Here is a 15463-nt window from a genome sequence, read left to right as displayed (position 1 = left end):
CTATCATCAATTTTAGCTCTTAATGTTGCCAGTTTAGCTACAGTTGTTGTGCAACCACTATCTTTACCTAACGAGACAGTTACATGCCACTACTCCTGCCTGCATTGCGTTATTTCGAAGAGGTGGCCCGTCATGGTTCGCTGCGCAAGGCAGCAGACCATCTTCATGTGGCTGCATCCGCAGTTAATCGGCAAATCTTAAAACTTGAAGATGAGCTCGGTGTCCCCCTCTTCGAGCGGCTTCCCCGGGGGATGCGGCTCTCGCCGGCGGGAGAAATCATTCTTTACAAGATACGCCAATGGCAGCGCGATGAGCGGCAGCTTCTAGAATACTTGGGAGATATCAGGGGATCGGGTTGTGCGGAAATCCGAATTGCTACCATTGAGTCCATGACGGACCGGGTCTTGCCCATGGTGCTGCGTCGTTTCAGCCAGCGCTTTCCCAGGGTCCGTTTCATTATCAATACCGGTGTCACATCCTCCATTCTCGAACAGGTCATAACAGGGGATGCGGATATTGGCATCTGCATGAATCCTCCCCTGACTCGAAGAGTGAGATTTGTAGAAAAGGTTTCTCTGACATTCGGGGCAGTAATCTCCCCTTCACACCCCTTGGCCAGCAAGCCATCGATAAAGTTGCAAGACTGCAACGAATTCCCCGTAATACAACCAAATGCAGAAATGTTTTCCGGCTCAACTCTCCAACGACTCATTGAAAGCACGAACCTTGAACTTGCACCGGTGGCGCACTGCAACAGGATCCTATCGATCAAGTCATTGGCCCGCTCAGGGCTAGGAGTAGCATTTCTGACCCGGCTGGACATTGCCAGAGAACTTGAACAAGGCGAATTAATATTCAAGCCATTAACAGACAAGAAGCATATCAAATCGACCTTGTCACTCTGCGTAGCAGCCGATCACCCTCTCCCTATGGCCACAACCGTCATACTGGAGCAGGTCCGCCAAGCAATTACCAATATCGAGGACTCAACCGAATACTCTAGCGGGCCATTACCTTGAGTGGTTGGTAGCCGGACCCAGCCCGCTCCGTATTTCTGCGGCCAAAATACTCTTATGGGAAATCGAGAACGGGATCAAGATGTACACCAGCGTAATGGCCAACCACAGCGTCGCCTGGGTGTTGCTACCGAGCTATTCTCGTAGCGGTGCCTGTCAAGTTAGTTAGAAGCCGCGGTCATGCAGCTTCTAACTGCTGGTTCTGCTAGTACACCGGATCATCTAGGACTGGGGTCAGCCAGGTCGTCTTGCGAGGCGTCCAGCTGCGAGTGAATCCACTCCAACATCCTGGTTCTTGCGCTTACCCTCGGTATAGATCGTATCGTGATGGTCCAGAACCTCTGTATCCTGACCGGTGTGTCGCTCCGCTGGCGTCACGAATCGGATGGCGCCGTGACGGTGTTCGTGGTTGTACCACTGCACGAAGCTGGCCACCCTCGAGCGACTGTCAGGTGATCGTTCCGCCGTGCTTCTCCACCAGGCCGCGCAATACCGTTAGCAATCGCTGCCCTGGCTTCTGGGGAATCCGGCATGCGGATGACTTGAGCAGACGCAACGCGAAGGCATTGACGCCCTCGGCCGGTCCACCTACCGAGAGTACTATGCGTTTCTGTGGCACGATAGCGCCGTGGAGTACGACAGTGGCACGGTGGTCTTCATCGATCACCGCGATGCTTTCACTCGCGAGCCCTACTCCGCCCAGTTCCGCAGCCGGCGAACAGGACAGGCGTTTGCCGCCGCCACCTTGCATGTCATTTATGGCAGTAGCATCGGAGACTGGCTGCCCGAGATTGAAGCCCTGGACGACTACTAGCGGTGGCTCGAGGAGGTCTACCCCGGCACGCCTCGCTTGCTGCTGGGCGACTTCAACCTACGCCCCCAGCATGTCAGCTGGGCGCCGCTGCGTGAGCTTGGGACGATCCCTACCATCTCTGAGGGTGCCACGGCCCTAGGCCTGACAGACGGCCACTTCGCCAACCTCTATGACAATATTTGGAAGTCAGTGGCGCGCTCAACGTGAGTGAGCGCGCCATCTTACGATTCCCGGAACTGTTCGGCATTGGCCACGACCGGGCTCGGGACGTGGTGTCCGATCATGCGCCGGTTTTTATCACGCTAGGTAGTGCTACCTTAGAGGCGATCCCCATCAACGGTAGAGTCTCACTCCCGTCAGGTTCAGTGAGTTCGTGCATCGATCTTAATACGGCCTCGATCGAGAAAGACTCACCACTCTGCCTCATATAGGGCCGGCCCGCGCTGCCATCATTGTGGAAAAGCGACCCTGGCAGACCTTGAAGACCAAACTCGCATTAGCGGCTTGAACTACTCCAGGCTCAAACAGATCCAGAGGGTAGCGGCCAACTCTGTGAGTTATTCCCTTAGCCTTTAGCCCATGGGGAAGGTCTGTGCCCCCTGAGGTAACCCATGCCCCAACCAAGACGATCTCAGACGGCGCCACGTGGGCACCGTTGAGGGCCGGCATGCATGATCAGAACGAAACGTTAAATACTAGCGGCACAATGGTATAGAGGGCGACCATGATGACCAGCAGGCCAATTAGGTTGAGCCATATGCCAGCGCGAATCATGTGCTTGATCGGCAAGTCGCCGGTAGCGAATGCCACAGCGTTGGAGGGCGTGGCCACCGGTAGCATGAAGGCGCAGCTGACAGCGAAGGTCACAACGATCGTCATCAGGAAGGGCTCAATGCCCAGACCAACGGCGATAGCGCCCATGATGGGAAAGAAGGCGGCCGCCGTTGCCGTGTTACTGGTCAGCTCAGTCAGCAGGATAATGACACTGGCCGTGAAAGCTAATATCAGGATCGGTGGAAAACCCGACAATTCCGAGACGCTCTCACCAATCCAGGCGCTCAGGCCTGTGGCGGTAAACTGAGCAGAGAGTGTCAAGCCACCGCCGAACAGAATCAGGACGCCCCAGGGCACATCACGGGTGGCTGTCCATTCCAGTAGCGCTCCCCTGCCCTTCGATGCGGGAATCACAAACATCAGGATCGCGGCCAGGATCGCCACGCTGGTGTCATTGATATTCGTCAGCCAGGGCATCGTCTCCTGCACGGCCGTAATCCTGGCGATCAGCGGCAGAAACACCCAGCAGAACACGGCGCCAGCAAAGACCATCAGCACGCGGCGCTCTTCCAGGCTCAAACGCCCCATGGCCTTGAGTTCTGTCTCGATCAATTGCCGACCACCATGGATATCATCGACCTCCGAGCGAAACACGACCTTGTTCAGCACGAACCAGGCCAAGATCAGCATGGCAGTGGAAAATGGTACCCCCATCAGCATCCAGTGGCCGAAGCCAATGGAAATGCCGTGAGCGTCTTCCATGTAGGCACGCATCAGCGCCATGGGCGGCTGGCCGATGAGGGTTGCCATGGAGCCGATGGTGATGGCATAGGCGATACCAAGTAGCACCGCTGCAGAGAACTTCGGCGTGTTATCGCCGTTCCCCAGCGACTTCACCAGGGCGATGATGGAGCCGCCAATCGGCATCATGATGACGGCCGTAGCGGTATTGCTGACCCACATGGTGATGAACCAACTGGCGAACATAAGACCGAAAACGATCTGTGCTGGCTTGGTGCCCACGGTGAGTACTGTCAGTAGAGCAAAGCGCCGATGCAGATTCCAACGCTGGGTGGCAAGGCCAAGCAGAACCCCACCCAGTACCAAGAAGACGATGCTGTGGGCATAGGGCGAGGCAGTAGCGCCCACCGAGGCGATATCGAAGAAGGGAAACAACACCAGCGGCAACAGCGAGGTGGCAGGAATGGGGATGGCCTCGGTCATCCACCAAGTGGCCATCAGCATGGCAATACCCGCAACGATGCGCGCATTGAATGCTAGCGATTCGGGCAGCAGGAAAAAGACACCTAGACCGATGATAAGGCCCAAGGCCAACGATACCGGTTTGAAGGCTGTAGCTTCGGTGTAAGGCGCCTGTTCAGCTACCCCTGTGTTTAGCGACATGATGTTCACCTGAATCGACATGACAGATGCAGGCGAGTGTTGCGTTTAAAAAGTCGCGCCTCCAATACCTGTCGGGTAGGCCCCCATACCCAACCGGGACAGATTACAAAGGATCGTAAAAGCGCTGGCATCGATAAAAATCAGTAAGTTAACAAGACTCCATATCCTTATCTTGAGATGATAAATTGAAATACTATGCAGGCTAAGAGGATATACACCTCCGTCACGATGGCTCCTCTGCTACTAATGGATTGCCAAGTTTTTTGTCGTCATTGAAGCCAGAGATCACCGAACGAGAACTGCGGTCATGTCATGGTGTTTGGTCAATAAGTGCATGATCACGCGTGTTCCTGCCTCAGCATCTTCCGCCGTAATGGCTTCGTCAGGGTGATGGCTCAGACCATCCCTGCAGCGTAGGAACAACATCCCGATATCTGTCAGATCATTCATTGCCAAGCCGTCATGCCCAGCCCCGCTGAACAGGCGGCGGGTCGGCTGCTCCTTGTCCTCACCTTCCAGCACCTTGTTCCGGCAAGTGCCCGGGTTAACTGCCAATACGGTGAATCACGACATTGCCTATCTTCGCGCTGTGGTAACCCTTGCGATCCGCATGGGCGAGTGGCACCAAGGCAACCCCTTTGCCGCCATCAAGGCGATTCGTGTTCCTGAGCGGGAACCCTTCTACCTCTCCCAGGAGTAGATTGAAATGCTATTCGACGCGCTGCGCCAATCTCGAAATCATGACGTTGTACTGATCTCGACGCTCTGCCTAACGACCGGCGCACGCTGGAGCGAAGCCCAAACCCTTCGGGCAGAACTCGTCCGTGATGGTCGCGTCACCTATGTGGGACACCAAGAACGGACGCGGTAGAAGCGTGCCGCTCGACCAGAATCTCTACCAGCGCCTGAAGACCCACGGCCCCAAGATCGGCCGACTCTTTCCGCGGGATGCCTATCTCGCCTTCACCCGCGCCCTGGAGCGCAGCGGAATCACTCTTCCCAAAGGCCAGCGCACCCACGTATTGCGGCATACCTTCGCCAGTCACTTCGCCATGAACGGCGGTAACTTGCTGACGCTCAAGAACATACTCGGGCACCAATCGATCCAGATGACCATGCGCTACGCGCATCTGTCGCCGGACCACCTGACAGAAGCCGTTACATACGGGCCGAAAGCGCCGTTGACACTTTGTTGACAGTACAGGAGAAGAACAGCAAAAAGAGGAAGGAGAAACGAAGTAAGCCATTGATTTAATGGTGGGCCCAGCTGGACTCGAACCAGCGACCAAGGGATTATGAGTTCGCTTTTAAAACAATAAGCTACTAACACACAAGGAAAAGCAACCGTAATCGAGCGAATGGTACAGCTCTTTGGAATCAGTAGTTTAGCGAAAGTTGAGGATAGCACACGAAGCTGGTGTGTGTACCGCTGGTGTACCGTTTAGCACAGTACACCAGCGGTACAGGTGAGACTATTTCCCGGAACGCTATCCAGCGATTACAGCTTGTATCTGCTCGCGCACATTACGCCCTTGTTCGTCAGTTTTTTGAGCCATGAGGTATAGGCCATTGCCTCGGCTGCCTTTGGCCCACAAATCTCCAACTAGGCGCTTTTCTTTCTCTTGATCCGCTGTGAACCGATCTTTCCCTTTGTACTCAATCACCAGAAGCCGCCCGTCTTTCAATCGAGCTACAAAATCTGGGTAAGTACGCTGAACTGAAGTGGGCATCCAGAACTGAGTCCGGTGAACCAAGTTGCGAACCCAAAACTCCACCTCATCAAGAAAGTCTATGGTCTGGGCACACAGAAATTCTTCCGTTACCTTTCCTCCTGGTGTTTTCCAGTCCAGCTCCCCCGGCACCGGATAATAGTGCTTCCGGAATCGGTAAGCGCCGCTGTAATAGTATGTTGCTGGGTATAAAGCCATATCGGCAGGATAGGTGAACGTATGGTCAGGTTCATCGCTAGTGACGATTTCTAGGCCGCCATCAAACAGCGCCTCCTGAAACCCTTCTTTATAGGCCTGTATCTTAGCGCTCTGCAATTGTTCGGACAGCTTACGACGCAGGATGAACTGGCCTTTCAACAATTGAGCCAGTGAGAATCCACGATTCTCACTCAGCTCCGTTATGGCCCTGCGCACCCACTCTCGCAGAACTGGCTGCTTGACAGAGGGTTCCCGGATCTCATGATCCAACCAGCCTATGAGATCTGCTTCGGTGCGATCATGTGCAAAGCCAGGCAGATAGGTAGAGGCGTCGTCTTCAATCATCTTGTAGTTAACCTCCTCACCATCCAGATCCACCTCAAATGTCATAGTGTCATCATTAATACGGAAACTGGATAGATCTGGGGGACAGGACAATAGATCCCAGGCGAAGTTGGCCGAGACTGCACCTTTGTCGACCAGTTCAAGCTCTCCCTGTTCTACCATGCAGAGTCGGGGAATGCTAAACATCACTCCGCGCTCGCTTGGTGCCTTGGCCGCCAAGGTCTTCAACTGGTGTTGTTCTACCTGAGAAGCCAGCTCTTCACGTTTCTTAGGTGGGGCCGTAGCTATAATGGCTTCTACGGTTGCATCATCAATCTCGTCAGTGATCTCAACCATGCCCCCCTTCCCGTCCAAGTTGGGGGAAAACAAGACTCTCTGATGGTCTCGCTCTGGCACATTGGTAAGGTTTGGAGTCTTGGATACTTCAATTCTGGTAGAGGGAAGCGACGGTGGAAGTATTTTACCGCCCGTTAAAGGAAGCTCAGAATCTTTCTCCCTCCGAATAGCAGTGGCAGCCTCCAGAGGATTAAAGCCAATGTTGACCAGAGATTGGGTTAGCTCTCCTGCGGCCCGCCCGAAATCATCTGTGACAGCATGGGCGTAGGCCTTGTTCATATCGCCCTGCCTGCGACGAGTCGCGTACGGCATTCGCAGCACGCGGCCAAGCAACTGCTGGATATCCTTGTCACTCTTAACCTGAGCCACCGAACAGAACACATAGGCGAAGGAGCAGTCCCACCCTTCTTTAAGCGCCTGTTTGGTGATGATGACCTCAATGGGACACTCCCGCGCAAAAAGGTCCACACCTTCAATTTCTCGGGTTGTGCCGGTAGCTATGGCAATCGCATTCTCAGGAACGCCAGTCGCAATCAGATGCCTCTTTACCTCCTCTACCGTGGCAGCACCTTTAGAGTTCTGGGCTTGCACTAGCAGAATAGGCCGGATGTAGTCGTGCTCATCCATGGCCGTTTTGGCGAGCGTGTTCCTACGTGCCACCGCGCTGTTAATGGCTTCTTGCCATTCCCCGTTATGTTCTTTCAAAACAACCGGGAACTTGATCATATTTTCGGACTTCAGCTCGAAGGCCGAAACACTGACCAGAACATTGGAGCTCTTCACATCAGGCGTTGCGGTCAGCTCGACCACACCGCGAGGCCCAAGCCGCTCATAGACGGTATACGAGAGAGGAGTGGTGGCATTGTGGGCCTCGTCCATAATGACTAGGGGGCCATGCATTCTCAGCAAGTTGGCAAAGGAAGCCACCACCCTACCGCTTTCGTCCCGGTGCAAGTATTCCAACTCCTTGGTGCTGCTGGTGAAATGCGGCTCCAGCTCTTCGTGGTAGTCGTACACCTTGCGACCTTCTTTGTTCTCAACGCGCAATGCCGCTACGGTGGCAATGACGATGCAGACCTTGGTCCCTAGGTCGGCTGGACGGATTTGGGAAAAGTCCGCTACGTCAAAGACGGCGACCTGACCACCGAAAGCGTTATCCATCTCTTGGCGATAGGGGTGTCTCGGGTCGCTGAAGGCTTCTAGGGTTTGATCCTTGATTTGCGTAGTCGGAACCATCCACATCACTAGTGGGAACTGCCGCTCCAGTAGGGACCGACCCGCAGCTTGGATAATATGCGCCCCCATAACCGTCTTGCCACCACCAGTTGGAATACGCAGGCAGACATACGGCACGGCTGGCAAACCTGGCATGGGCTTGTACTCATACAACAACCTGTCATCCACGGCTTTGGCGAATGCCGATGCAGCACCTTCAACTCGGGCCAACTCAAGGAAGTATTCCAGACTAGCCAAGGAACGACGTTGATATTGCTTGAGAACCAGAGCCATAGTGTTATGCCTTGATGTCGTAAGGGGTTTGCTTGAAAGTGATTTCCAACTCGTCAAGCTGTTCATCTGTCATGCCACTGGCCTCCCCATAGATCACCTTTGGGCCATCAAACTCGGGAAGCGATCGCAGGATTCGTCGTGTCAGAACATTTCCACCTGTTTTGCTGACATCGCCTAGAATTCCGTTATATAGCAGGTAGTAGCCTATGCCTTTATGGGCACCCAAGAAGGGTTCCTTCAGGGCACGGGTTGAGCGAGCGGCCCCTGTCTCAGAAAACCAGACGTGGGCAGCCAAGTGCTCAAAACTAATCCCTTCACGGATATGACCATTCTCATCAAACACTGGCGGACCCAGTTTGAAAAAGCGGAAGCCTCCCCCCCCCTGCCAATTCTGCGCCTTGGAAATTCCGTCTTGGTCACCATCAACAACAGCCTTTAGGCGCTTCACACAGTGTGTTCTCGCATGTTCACCCATCTCGATACCGATATAGGAGCGATTCATTTTGTGTGCTACAGCTGCCGTTGTCCCAGACCCTAAAAAAGAGTCTAAAACCAAGTCACCCTCAATAGTAAACAGCTCAAGCACGCGTCGAATTAGGGCTTCCGGTTTTTTTCCTTTAGGAAATGATACTCCGCCTTCCTTATGCAGATTATTGGAGAGCAAGTCATCCCACAGGTCTGATACTCTTTCAGCAGTCGTGTATTCGCCATTAATCATTTGAACTTTGTTGGCGTAAAAAGCCACTTGCTCACCATTCCAGAAGAATTGTGACGCCAGCCCTTCTCGTTTCGCTTCAAAAAATGTGTTCGACACTTCTTGTGACTTGAGCAACGCGGGACGAGAATCCTCGGAAATATCTTTTAGCTTCACTCTAGCAGTACGTATTACTGCATGGCGATTTTCGATCACGAACTTCTCTACCCGCTTTTCAAAATTGACATTTAATTTCTTTTTGATTTCTGAAATCGAATCACCAAAGTGTAATTCTAGTGCTTCATTGAGTGATATAACCTCCCACTCAGCGGGGTCGCCATCACGATTCTTAATAAACTTTGAATATCGGCTATCACGTTCCCGAGCTTTGTAGGATTTGTAGCTTTTCCATCGAGACTTATTCTTGGAGTAGAAAAACAGAAAGCTAGATATACTTACCACCCCTGGATTAATTGCTTTTGGTCCTGAAACTGAGCTTTGTTTAAAAGTACAGAGTCCTAATCGATTCTTACGCCCAAATATCTCATCCATTATAACCATGGCATAAGGCAACTCTTCATTGTCCAAATGCACGACAATGGTTCCATCTTCAGCCAACAATTGATGCAATATTTTTAGGCGCGGATACATTACACTCAGCCAGATAGAGTGTTCGAGATTGTCATCGTAGTGCTCGAACGCTTGGCCTGTGTTGAACGGAGGATCTATATAAATGCATTTCACTTGGCCAGCATAATAGGGCAGCAAAGCCTTGAGTGAGTCTAAGTTGTCCCCCTCGATCAGAATGTTTGGGGAGTCGGGTTCTCCATAAGACATACTTGCGACTGGCTGCAGCAACCGGTATGGGGTGAGGGCGGCACGAGTCAAATCTTCATCACGGTTAAACCAAGACAATAACGGCATCTAATCCCTCAATATTACTCAAAATTTTTCTCTATAATTCAATTTCAAACGACTTACGAAAGAGCATTTCTGATTCATATAAACCACGGATTGAAAACCGTTACCCTTGCTACCTCAAACAGATTAGGGTTTCGTGTGGCCACCGCAAAGCCGTTGGCGGCTGCAATGGCGGCAATAAAGCCATCAGTAGCGGCAATTGCCAGCCCGGCCTTTTGTGTCTTGGCAATCAGATCCGCGTAGGATTTTGCACAGGGAAGATCGAACGGCAGAATGCGACCGGTAAAAAGGGGTAGTACTCGCTTCTCCAGGCTGTCCTGCAAACCCGAGCGGCGCTTGCCTGCCGGGATCAGGACGATACGTGAGCGCAGCTCCGCGACCGTGATAGCAGAAAGGTAGAGGGTTTCTAGTGCCTGGGCATCGATCCACTCGATAACGCGGGGTTCCGGCTTGCGACGCAGTGGCTCGGCGATAACATTGGTGTCGAGCAGGATCATTCGAAATCCGCCGGACGGGCAAGATTCTTGTCTCGGATATTCCCAAAGACAGTAGCGAATTCTTGCTCGGTCAGGTTGGCCTGACGGCCTATATCAGCCAACAATGAACCTAGTTTTACGCGCTCCTCGGGCGCGACTGCGGCCTCCAGAATCTCGCGTACTTCTGCTTCCATACTGTGACCGTGCAAAGCAGCACGAGTACGCAGGGCACGATGTGTTTCATCGGAAATGTTGCGAATAGTCAGCATTGCCATAATTCAGCCCCCTACTAGCCTGATGCATGCATTATGCCAAAATGCATGCACAAGTACCACTCCCAAGTCTTTTAGATCAATTGCCAGGCTTACCGTTACCAAGGCGGAATGCTGTGTTCCGTCAAAATCCTTAGCCTTGTACTGAAGTCAATATGGGTAGGCTGCTCGCCAAACAAAATCACACAGCTCAGAATGGAAAGCAGTGCATTCCATTTTATGGTTTTGCGTAGATTAAATAACTTGAACTTTATCGCGTATTTCAGAGCGCAACTGTTCGATTCGAGATAGCAGGACAGATAACTCGACTATCTCCTCCACTTCCCCTCTATGGCCTTTACTATTGGTTAACGCCATCTTCAAGAGCCCACCCAGCCTCCCAAGATCGCCATTCAGCCTCATCAAGTCGCCTATCGCTGCATGATCGAGCATAGACTTAGGCTCATAGCCCAAGCCAAGATTCCTTAGAAAAGCAGAAGAACTCATGTTGCAGGCTTTGGCGTTACTCTCTATCGACAGCTTTTCGCCTTCATCGACCCAAACTTTGATCGGTTTCTGACGCACCCTTGTCTGACTTCCCATTTTGTTTCCTTGTCGCTCAAGCGGCGGTAGCCGCTCTGCCTCGCAGAGCAGGACCTGTGGCGAGCCCCAAAGGCGAGTAAACACTATGCATTGTTGGCCAGCCGCTTGCGGCGTAGGCCTACAGTGCACATCCTGCCATCTTTTCCTAAGGCCTTTTAAGGCATTGCACTATAAGTGCCTTACAGTGCCCTTGCTTGCCCTACTGTGCCCTAGCAAGCCCTACCGTGCCTTTGTTTGCCCTACTGTGCCCTATGGTGCCTTTCCTTCGGTACATTGTTGCCGCAGCGCTTTGCAGCAACCCTCCGATTGAACCGGAACGCCAAAAGGAGAAATAACGCCGCGTACATCACAACCGGCAAGAGCAGGATGCCTAGGCGACCTAGTGGCTCCATCATTTACTCCCGGTGCTATTAATAACCGTGACACTGTCACGTAAACATATTGGAGCTTCGTTGCATCGCGATAACCAGAGCAATTTCAGCCTCATAATTCGCGCCAGAAGGGGTCTTAAGCCTTTCCCGAACCTACCCGCCTCCTACCCCCTAGGTTACCCCTCAAAGCCTCTCAGAAAGCCTTGTTTTGCCTTTTTGGCGTATTATTCGTTTCGCCTTGAGACAATTGTTTTTTGATCTGCAAGAAGGCTTCCCGGCCTTGCGTCGCTTCTGGCTGTCCATACCCGGCTCGGCGTGAATATTCAAAGCAGGCATAGGTAGGCTCAAAATTTCCTTCTTGATAGCTACGTACGACTGCACGAAACCAGTTCACTGGTGATTTGTTTATTCTCCCGCACACCAAAGCACCTTTTAGCTCATCAATCAGCAGGCCCGCATAGCCAAGGTCGACCTGGTGAAGCATACGCGCAATCAAGACCTTCTCGCCTTGCATCACAGCATCAGGTAATGACCCGACCATCTCCTCAACTGACTCATGCTCATTCTCGAAGTTATCCACAGGGCCGCTCCTAACTTCCTTTTTTACTTCCTTTGGTTGTTCTAGGGGTGACATAGCTATGTCACCCCCGGGGGTGTCACGGGTGTCACCCTCCCCCTGACACTCTGTCACCCTCCCCACCGTTAGGGGTGTCAATTTGTCAGGGTCCCTCTCAAGCGCTAGGCGATAGCAATTAGAGGTTTGGCGACCGTGACTTTCGTAACGGGCTTCGGTAGTAATCAGGCCGTCTGCCTGCAATTTCTTAAGTGCCCGACGTACAGTCCGGCTAGAGGCACCGCTCATTCGCGCGATCGTGTTCACGTTTGGCCAGCACTTCCCTTCGCGGTCGGCGTAGCGGGCAAGCACTACCAGAACCATCTTGGTGGCTGGAGCGCACTCCAAAGCTAGAACCCAATCCAAGGCGCGATAACTCATCGCTTATTCCGCTGAGGCGATGTACTCGGCGATTTCAGGCGTACGGAAATACACCCGGCGGCCAATCTTTATTCGCGCTTTTTTGATCTCTTGTGCATAGCCGTGCGGTTTACTCATCGCTATACGAAGGCCATCCGGGCTTCGGTGCAGCAGCTCAGCCAGTTGGGGCAGGCTGATAAGAGGGCCATACTTATCGAGTAGGGAGCGCTCGATTGCGATCTTTGTCGTTTCCATCGGTCAGCATCCATTGATTACGTTGGTTTGCGTAATCTATGCCGAGTAGAGTGGAAAGAAAGGAACCGTATATGTAAGAATGGTTGACATGGGGATGCGAGAGGAAAGCGCCTATGGACCTTGAAGAATTAGAGGTGGTGAAGGGTTGTTCGTCTGAACTAGCGGCAGCCGTGAGCAGTTTTCGGGACAATGTCACGGTATCACATACCACTCGTTCTAGGCGCTGGTCTATTTGGTCCGCTGTCAAAGCTCACTTAGATTCAGCTGCTAAGCAGGCCCTTTGCAATCAAGGCCTACAGAACCCTTTCGTTGGCGACTCATTCTCTGACTTCATGAAAAAGCGAGATTTAAAGGAAGCGGATATTCATCTTAGCGCCATTTGCAAGCCATATAGCAACACGGACTTAGTTTTTGACATAGACGTCTTACGAGGGGTTCTAAGGTTCTGCCATTCCTGCGCCCCATCCCACCAAGAATCTAAGTTTTTCGCTAAGCAGAGAACTACCTTCGGTAAAAATAAACCTAGATCCTTATTTTGCGAACTATGCTGGCGAAAAACGCAAGGAGCAGTAGAATTAAATTCAGGGGAGCCCTATACACTAGCAAGTATGCGTTTTTGCGAAGAGCACGACCCTAGTAAACCACACTCACTTTACAGGACGGATCATAACAAAAGGAAGCTCTTCGACGATAATATACGAAAGCTAAAGCGCACCGGTTACTACTACAATATTTTAGAACCCAAGCAAAAAGAGCATCTAAGGTGGGTAGCTTATAAGCTGGCGCGCCTAAACATAAGGGATTATCACTTCAGGTTGTTTGATATGATTTTATCTGGTCAGACGCAGTCGAGTATAGCTTCTCATTTTGGCGTATCTAGGCAAAGCGTATCAAGGAACGTTGCCAAATATAAGGACATCGCACTGCTCTGGGAAAAGCTTAACACATCACATTACCCAACTGACCCTGAAGGATTAGAAGCTTGGGAAAGCCTGCTTCCAAACGACTGATGCAATACTAAATCGCTACGTAGCGTCGAATTTAGCCGCGCATAGTTGTCAAATAATCTATCTAAACAATTATTCTTGATGATACTCCCATCGCAGAAAGTTCATAACTATCGCATAAATATTGAACACAAATGACTTTAGCAACATCAAAAGATAAACAAAGCTCCCGCCTATAATTGCATATGAAGTCTTGATCAAAATCATTCGTATACAATCAGAATGAGGGAGAACGCTTACCACATTTGACACCAAGCCGCCTTGCTGTCCAAATAAAACTATCAGCAAATAAACCAAAGAAAAAGCAATATATGCAATAAAGACTTTCATGAAGGCAAAAAAATTGTACTTGAGGGTAGGCAACCCTGTCTCTTTATTAATATGGCCCATCATAGCCAACATCATTTTGGGCTTGGATAGTGTTGCAAATATGGTAAAACCAGCTATCAAGAAACCTAATGTTGTGATTGCAAATTCGAACCCCATTTCAGACCATTTCCTAACATCAGCCAGAAGGACCGATTCTTCCCGCGCAAAAAACATAGCATTTGCAATAAGCAGAGCTACAGATCCTAAAACCACGAAGACCTGAAATTTCCCAGGAAGAATTCTCCTTGATAACTTATAAACATCCCAAAGAGATTTTTCGCTAGTAAGGTCAGTGTCCTTAAAAGAATATGACATATTACTGCTTTCCTATTATAGCTTTCAGCTTCTGAATTACACCCTCATGGACTTTTGGCAACGAGATTACACCGTCCCCTACCAAACTCAAAAACTGAAGGTACTTTTGCTTTCCAGCAAGCTCAGCACTTCTGGGCAAAGAATCCATTTCCACTGTCAAGCTAAAATCTTCGTTACTACCCCGAATTGTATCGCCCTGGGCATCATAACCTTTGAACTTTAACTCTGAATTGCCAAAACTTGATGCAGACTTTGCTTGTTCATAGACCTTATCACCATTTAATCCTTCCTTTGTGTTAGAAAAATCCACTTTCGCGCTAGAACTATTCATTTCCTCGCGGCGACGCCCCAAATCCACCCAAAAGTCATCGTTATCAATCTCTTCTTTGTTAGTAGGCAGCAATTTTATTGTTAGTTTATCTATATGCTGCAAACGATTTACAAAGGATCTCAGCGACTCTTTATCTGAAAGGGGGGTTACACGCAGATCTGGAGGAGGGTATTTAATTAACAGAGATTTTTTAGTAACGCGCTCTATGTCAGGATTTTCCACCCTTTCTTGCTTAGCTTTTTCAAAATTTCATTAATGAATTCGCCATGCCTCTGTTTTAAGCAATACTGGCTAGTGCTCTGAAAGTTTTGGATCGTTGGTGCTCCAGGAACTTCTTTGCACAGAACTAAGCGATGCGTATTAAGAATCAACAAAAAAGTTGAACTTGGGGCAGTTTCAAGCTCGCTCTTGTCTTCGATTATACCCCCTTGAGTTCTATATACTTGCTCTCTTCTTAGCTTTGTATTTTTTACTATCCTTCCCGCAATGCCAACCACAGGATGTACGCTAGAATCGTCTAAGGTTAAAAGCTTGGTATCGATAAAGAAATATTCACCTTTATCCTTAATCCTCCTAACATATTTCATCTCATGAAAAGATGGCATCACTACTTCAGAAAACAGATCCAGTAAAACTTTGTCCTCGCCAAATTTAAGAGTATAATTCCCAAATTCTAGTTTTTTTACAAAGCTCACGTCATTCCCTTAATAATATTGCGTTATAATTCGTTAAAATTCATGCTGCATTTATGCGCACGTAATTATATATCCT

The 15463-nt window shown here is 50.6% G+C and carries 17 protein-coding genes and 1 pseudogene; 5 read left to right on the top strand and 13 right to left on the bottom strand.

Features of this window, described 5'->3' with window-relative positions:
• Positions 1–83 precede the first annotated feature (83 nt).
• Positions 84–1019: a LysR family transcriptional regulator gene (locus tag HJD22_RS15450; protein ID WP_208654563.1), complete on the top strand. Its 936-nt coding sequence runs from the start codon at positions 84–86 to the stop codon at positions 1017–1019.
• A gap of 445 nt (positions 1020–1464) precedes the next feature.
• On the opposite strand, the gene HJD22_RS15445 is transcribed toward HJD22_RS15450, so the two are convergent.
• Positions 1465–1635: a hypothetical protein gene (locus HJD22_RS15445; protein WP_208654562.1), complete on the bottom strand. Its 171-nt coding sequence runs from the start codon at positions 1633–1635 to the stop codon at positions 1465–1467.
• Between the two features lie 9 nt (positions 1636–1644).
• Between HJD22_RS15445 and HJD22_RS15440 the strand changes: the two genes are divergently transcribed.
• On the top strand, positions 1645–1830 hold the full coding sequence (locus tag HJD22_RS15440) for a hypothetical protein (RefSeq protein WP_208654561.1): 186 nt from the start codon (positions 1645–1647) through the stop codon (positions 1828–1830).
• 675 nt (positions 1831–2505) lie between these two features.
• On the opposite strand, the gene HJD22_RS15435 is transcribed toward HJD22_RS15440, so the two are convergent.
• Positions 2506–4008: a DASS family sodium-coupled anion symporter gene (locus tag HJD22_RS15435; RefSeq protein ID WP_208654560.1), complete on the bottom strand. Its 1503-nt coding sequence runs from the start codon at positions 4006–4008 to the stop codon at positions 2506–2508.
• A 559-nt stretch (positions 4009–4567) separates the two neighbouring features.
• Between HJD22_RS15435 and HJD22_RS15425 the strand changes: the two genes are divergently transcribed.
• Both HJD22_RS15425 and HJD22_RS15420 read left to right on the top strand, forming a co-directional pair.
• Positions 4568–4708, top strand: a complete 141-nt coding sequence (locus HJD22_RS15425; RefSeq protein ID WP_208654558.1) for a hypothetical protein — start codon at positions 4568–4570, stop codon at positions 4706–4708.
• Between the two features lie 142 nt (positions 4709–4850).
• Entirely contained in the window at positions 4851–5204 is a 354-nt protein-coding gene (locus tag HJD22_RS15420) for a tyrosine-type recombinase/integrase (protein ID WP_208654557.1), read from the top strand.
• A 291-nt stretch (positions 5205–5495) separates the two neighbouring features.
• Here the strand turns inward: HJD22_RS15420 and HJD22_RS15415 are convergent, their stop codons facing one another.
• The 8 genes and pseudogenes from HJD22_RS15415 to HJD22_RS15385 form a co-directional block, all read right to left on the bottom strand.
• Complete coding sequence (locus HJD22_RS15415; protein ID WP_208654556.1) at positions 5496–8126, bottom strand: DEAD/DEAH box helicase; 2631 nt, start codon at positions 8124–8126, stop codon at positions 5496–5498.
• 4 nt (positions 8127–8130) lie between these two features.
• Positions 8131–9744, bottom strand: a complete 1614-nt coding sequence (locus HJD22_RS15410) for a site-specific DNA-methyltransferase (RefSeq protein ID WP_208654555.1) — start codon at positions 9742–9744, stop codon at positions 8131–8133.
• Between the two features lie 74 nt (positions 9745–9818).
• On the bottom strand, positions 9819–10238 hold the full coding sequence (locus HJD22_RS15405; protein ID WP_208654554.1) for a PIN domain-containing protein: 420 nt from the start codon (positions 10236–10238) through the stop codon (positions 9819–9821).
• The gene (locus HJD22_RS15400) at positions 10235–10492 is read right to left on the bottom strand and encodes a plasmid stabilization protein (protein WP_208654553.1); all 258 of its coding nucleotides are present in this window, start codon (positions 10490–10492) and stop codon (positions 10235–10237) included. Before HJD22_RS15400 ends, HJD22_RS15405 begins: the two co-directional genes overlap by 4 nt.
• Positions 10493–10723: 231 nt before the next feature.
• Positions 10724–11071 (bottom strand): conjugal transfer protein TraJ, encoded by a 348-nt coding sequence (locus tag HJD22_RS15395; RefSeq protein ID WP_208654552.1) that lies wholly within the window; start codon positions 11069–11071, stop codon positions 10724–10726.
• A gap of 564 nt (positions 11072–11635) precedes the next feature.
• Positions 11636–12022 carry a hypothetical protein gene (locus HJD22_RS17930; RefSeq protein WP_248730281.1) on the bottom strand — a complete coding sequence of 129 codons (387 nt, stop codon included), beginning with the start codon at positions 12020–12022 and terminating at the stop codon, positions 11636–11638.
• Positions 12023–12250: 228 nt separating this feature from the next.
• Positions 12251–12379: pseudogene (locus tag HJD22_RS18125) on the bottom strand (helix-turn-helix domain-containing protein); the annotation flags it as partial.
• Between the two features lie 60 nt (positions 12380–12439).
• On the bottom strand, positions 12440–12670 hold the full coding sequence (locus tag HJD22_RS15385) for a DNA-binding protein (RefSeq protein ID WP_248730280.1): 231 nt from the start codon (positions 12668–12670) through the stop codon (positions 12440–12442).
• Between the two features lie 113 nt (positions 12671–12783).
• On the opposite strand from HJD22_RS15385, the gene HJD22_RS15380 reads away from it, so the two are divergent.
• Positions 12784–13680: a hypothetical protein gene (locus HJD22_RS15380; RefSeq protein ID WP_208654550.1), complete on the top strand. Its 897-nt coding sequence runs from the start codon at positions 12784–12786 to the stop codon at positions 13678–13680.
• 69 nt (positions 13681–13749) lie between these two features.
• On the opposite strand, the gene HJD22_RS15375 is transcribed toward HJD22_RS15380, so the two are convergent.
• Genes HJD22_RS15375 through HJD22_RS17695 form a run of 3 tightly spaced genes read right to left on the bottom strand, consistent with a single transcriptional unit; the run spans position 13750 to position 15387 of the window.
• The gene (locus HJD22_RS15375; protein WP_208654549.1) at positions 13750–14361 is read right to left on the bottom strand and encodes a hypothetical protein; all 612 of its coding nucleotides are present in this window, start codon (positions 14359–14361) and stop codon (positions 13750–13752) included.
• A 1-nt stretch (position 14362) separates the two neighbouring features.
• Positions 14363–14914 (bottom strand): DUF4747 family protein, encoded by a 552-nt coding sequence (locus tag HJD22_RS17700; protein ID WP_217267769.1) that lies wholly within the window; start codon positions 14912–14914, stop codon positions 14363–14365.
• Positions 14896–15387, bottom strand: coding sequence for a hypothetical protein (locus HJD22_RS17695; protein WP_217267768.1), 492 nt, complete (start codon positions 15385–15387; stop codon positions 14896–14898). The genes HJD22_RS17700 and HJD22_RS17695 overlap by 19 nt, the downstream gene beginning before the upstream one ends.
• Between the last annotated feature and the right edge of the window lie 76 nt (positions 15388–15463).

It is taken from the genome of Halomonas sp. TA22, assembly GCF_013009075.1.
Lineage (GTDB): Bacteria > Pseudomonadota > Gammaproteobacteria > Pseudomonadales > Halomonadaceae > TA22.
The sequence above is the reverse complement of the archived record's forward strand: the minus strand, read 5'-3'. Positions and strand labels throughout refer to the sequence as shown.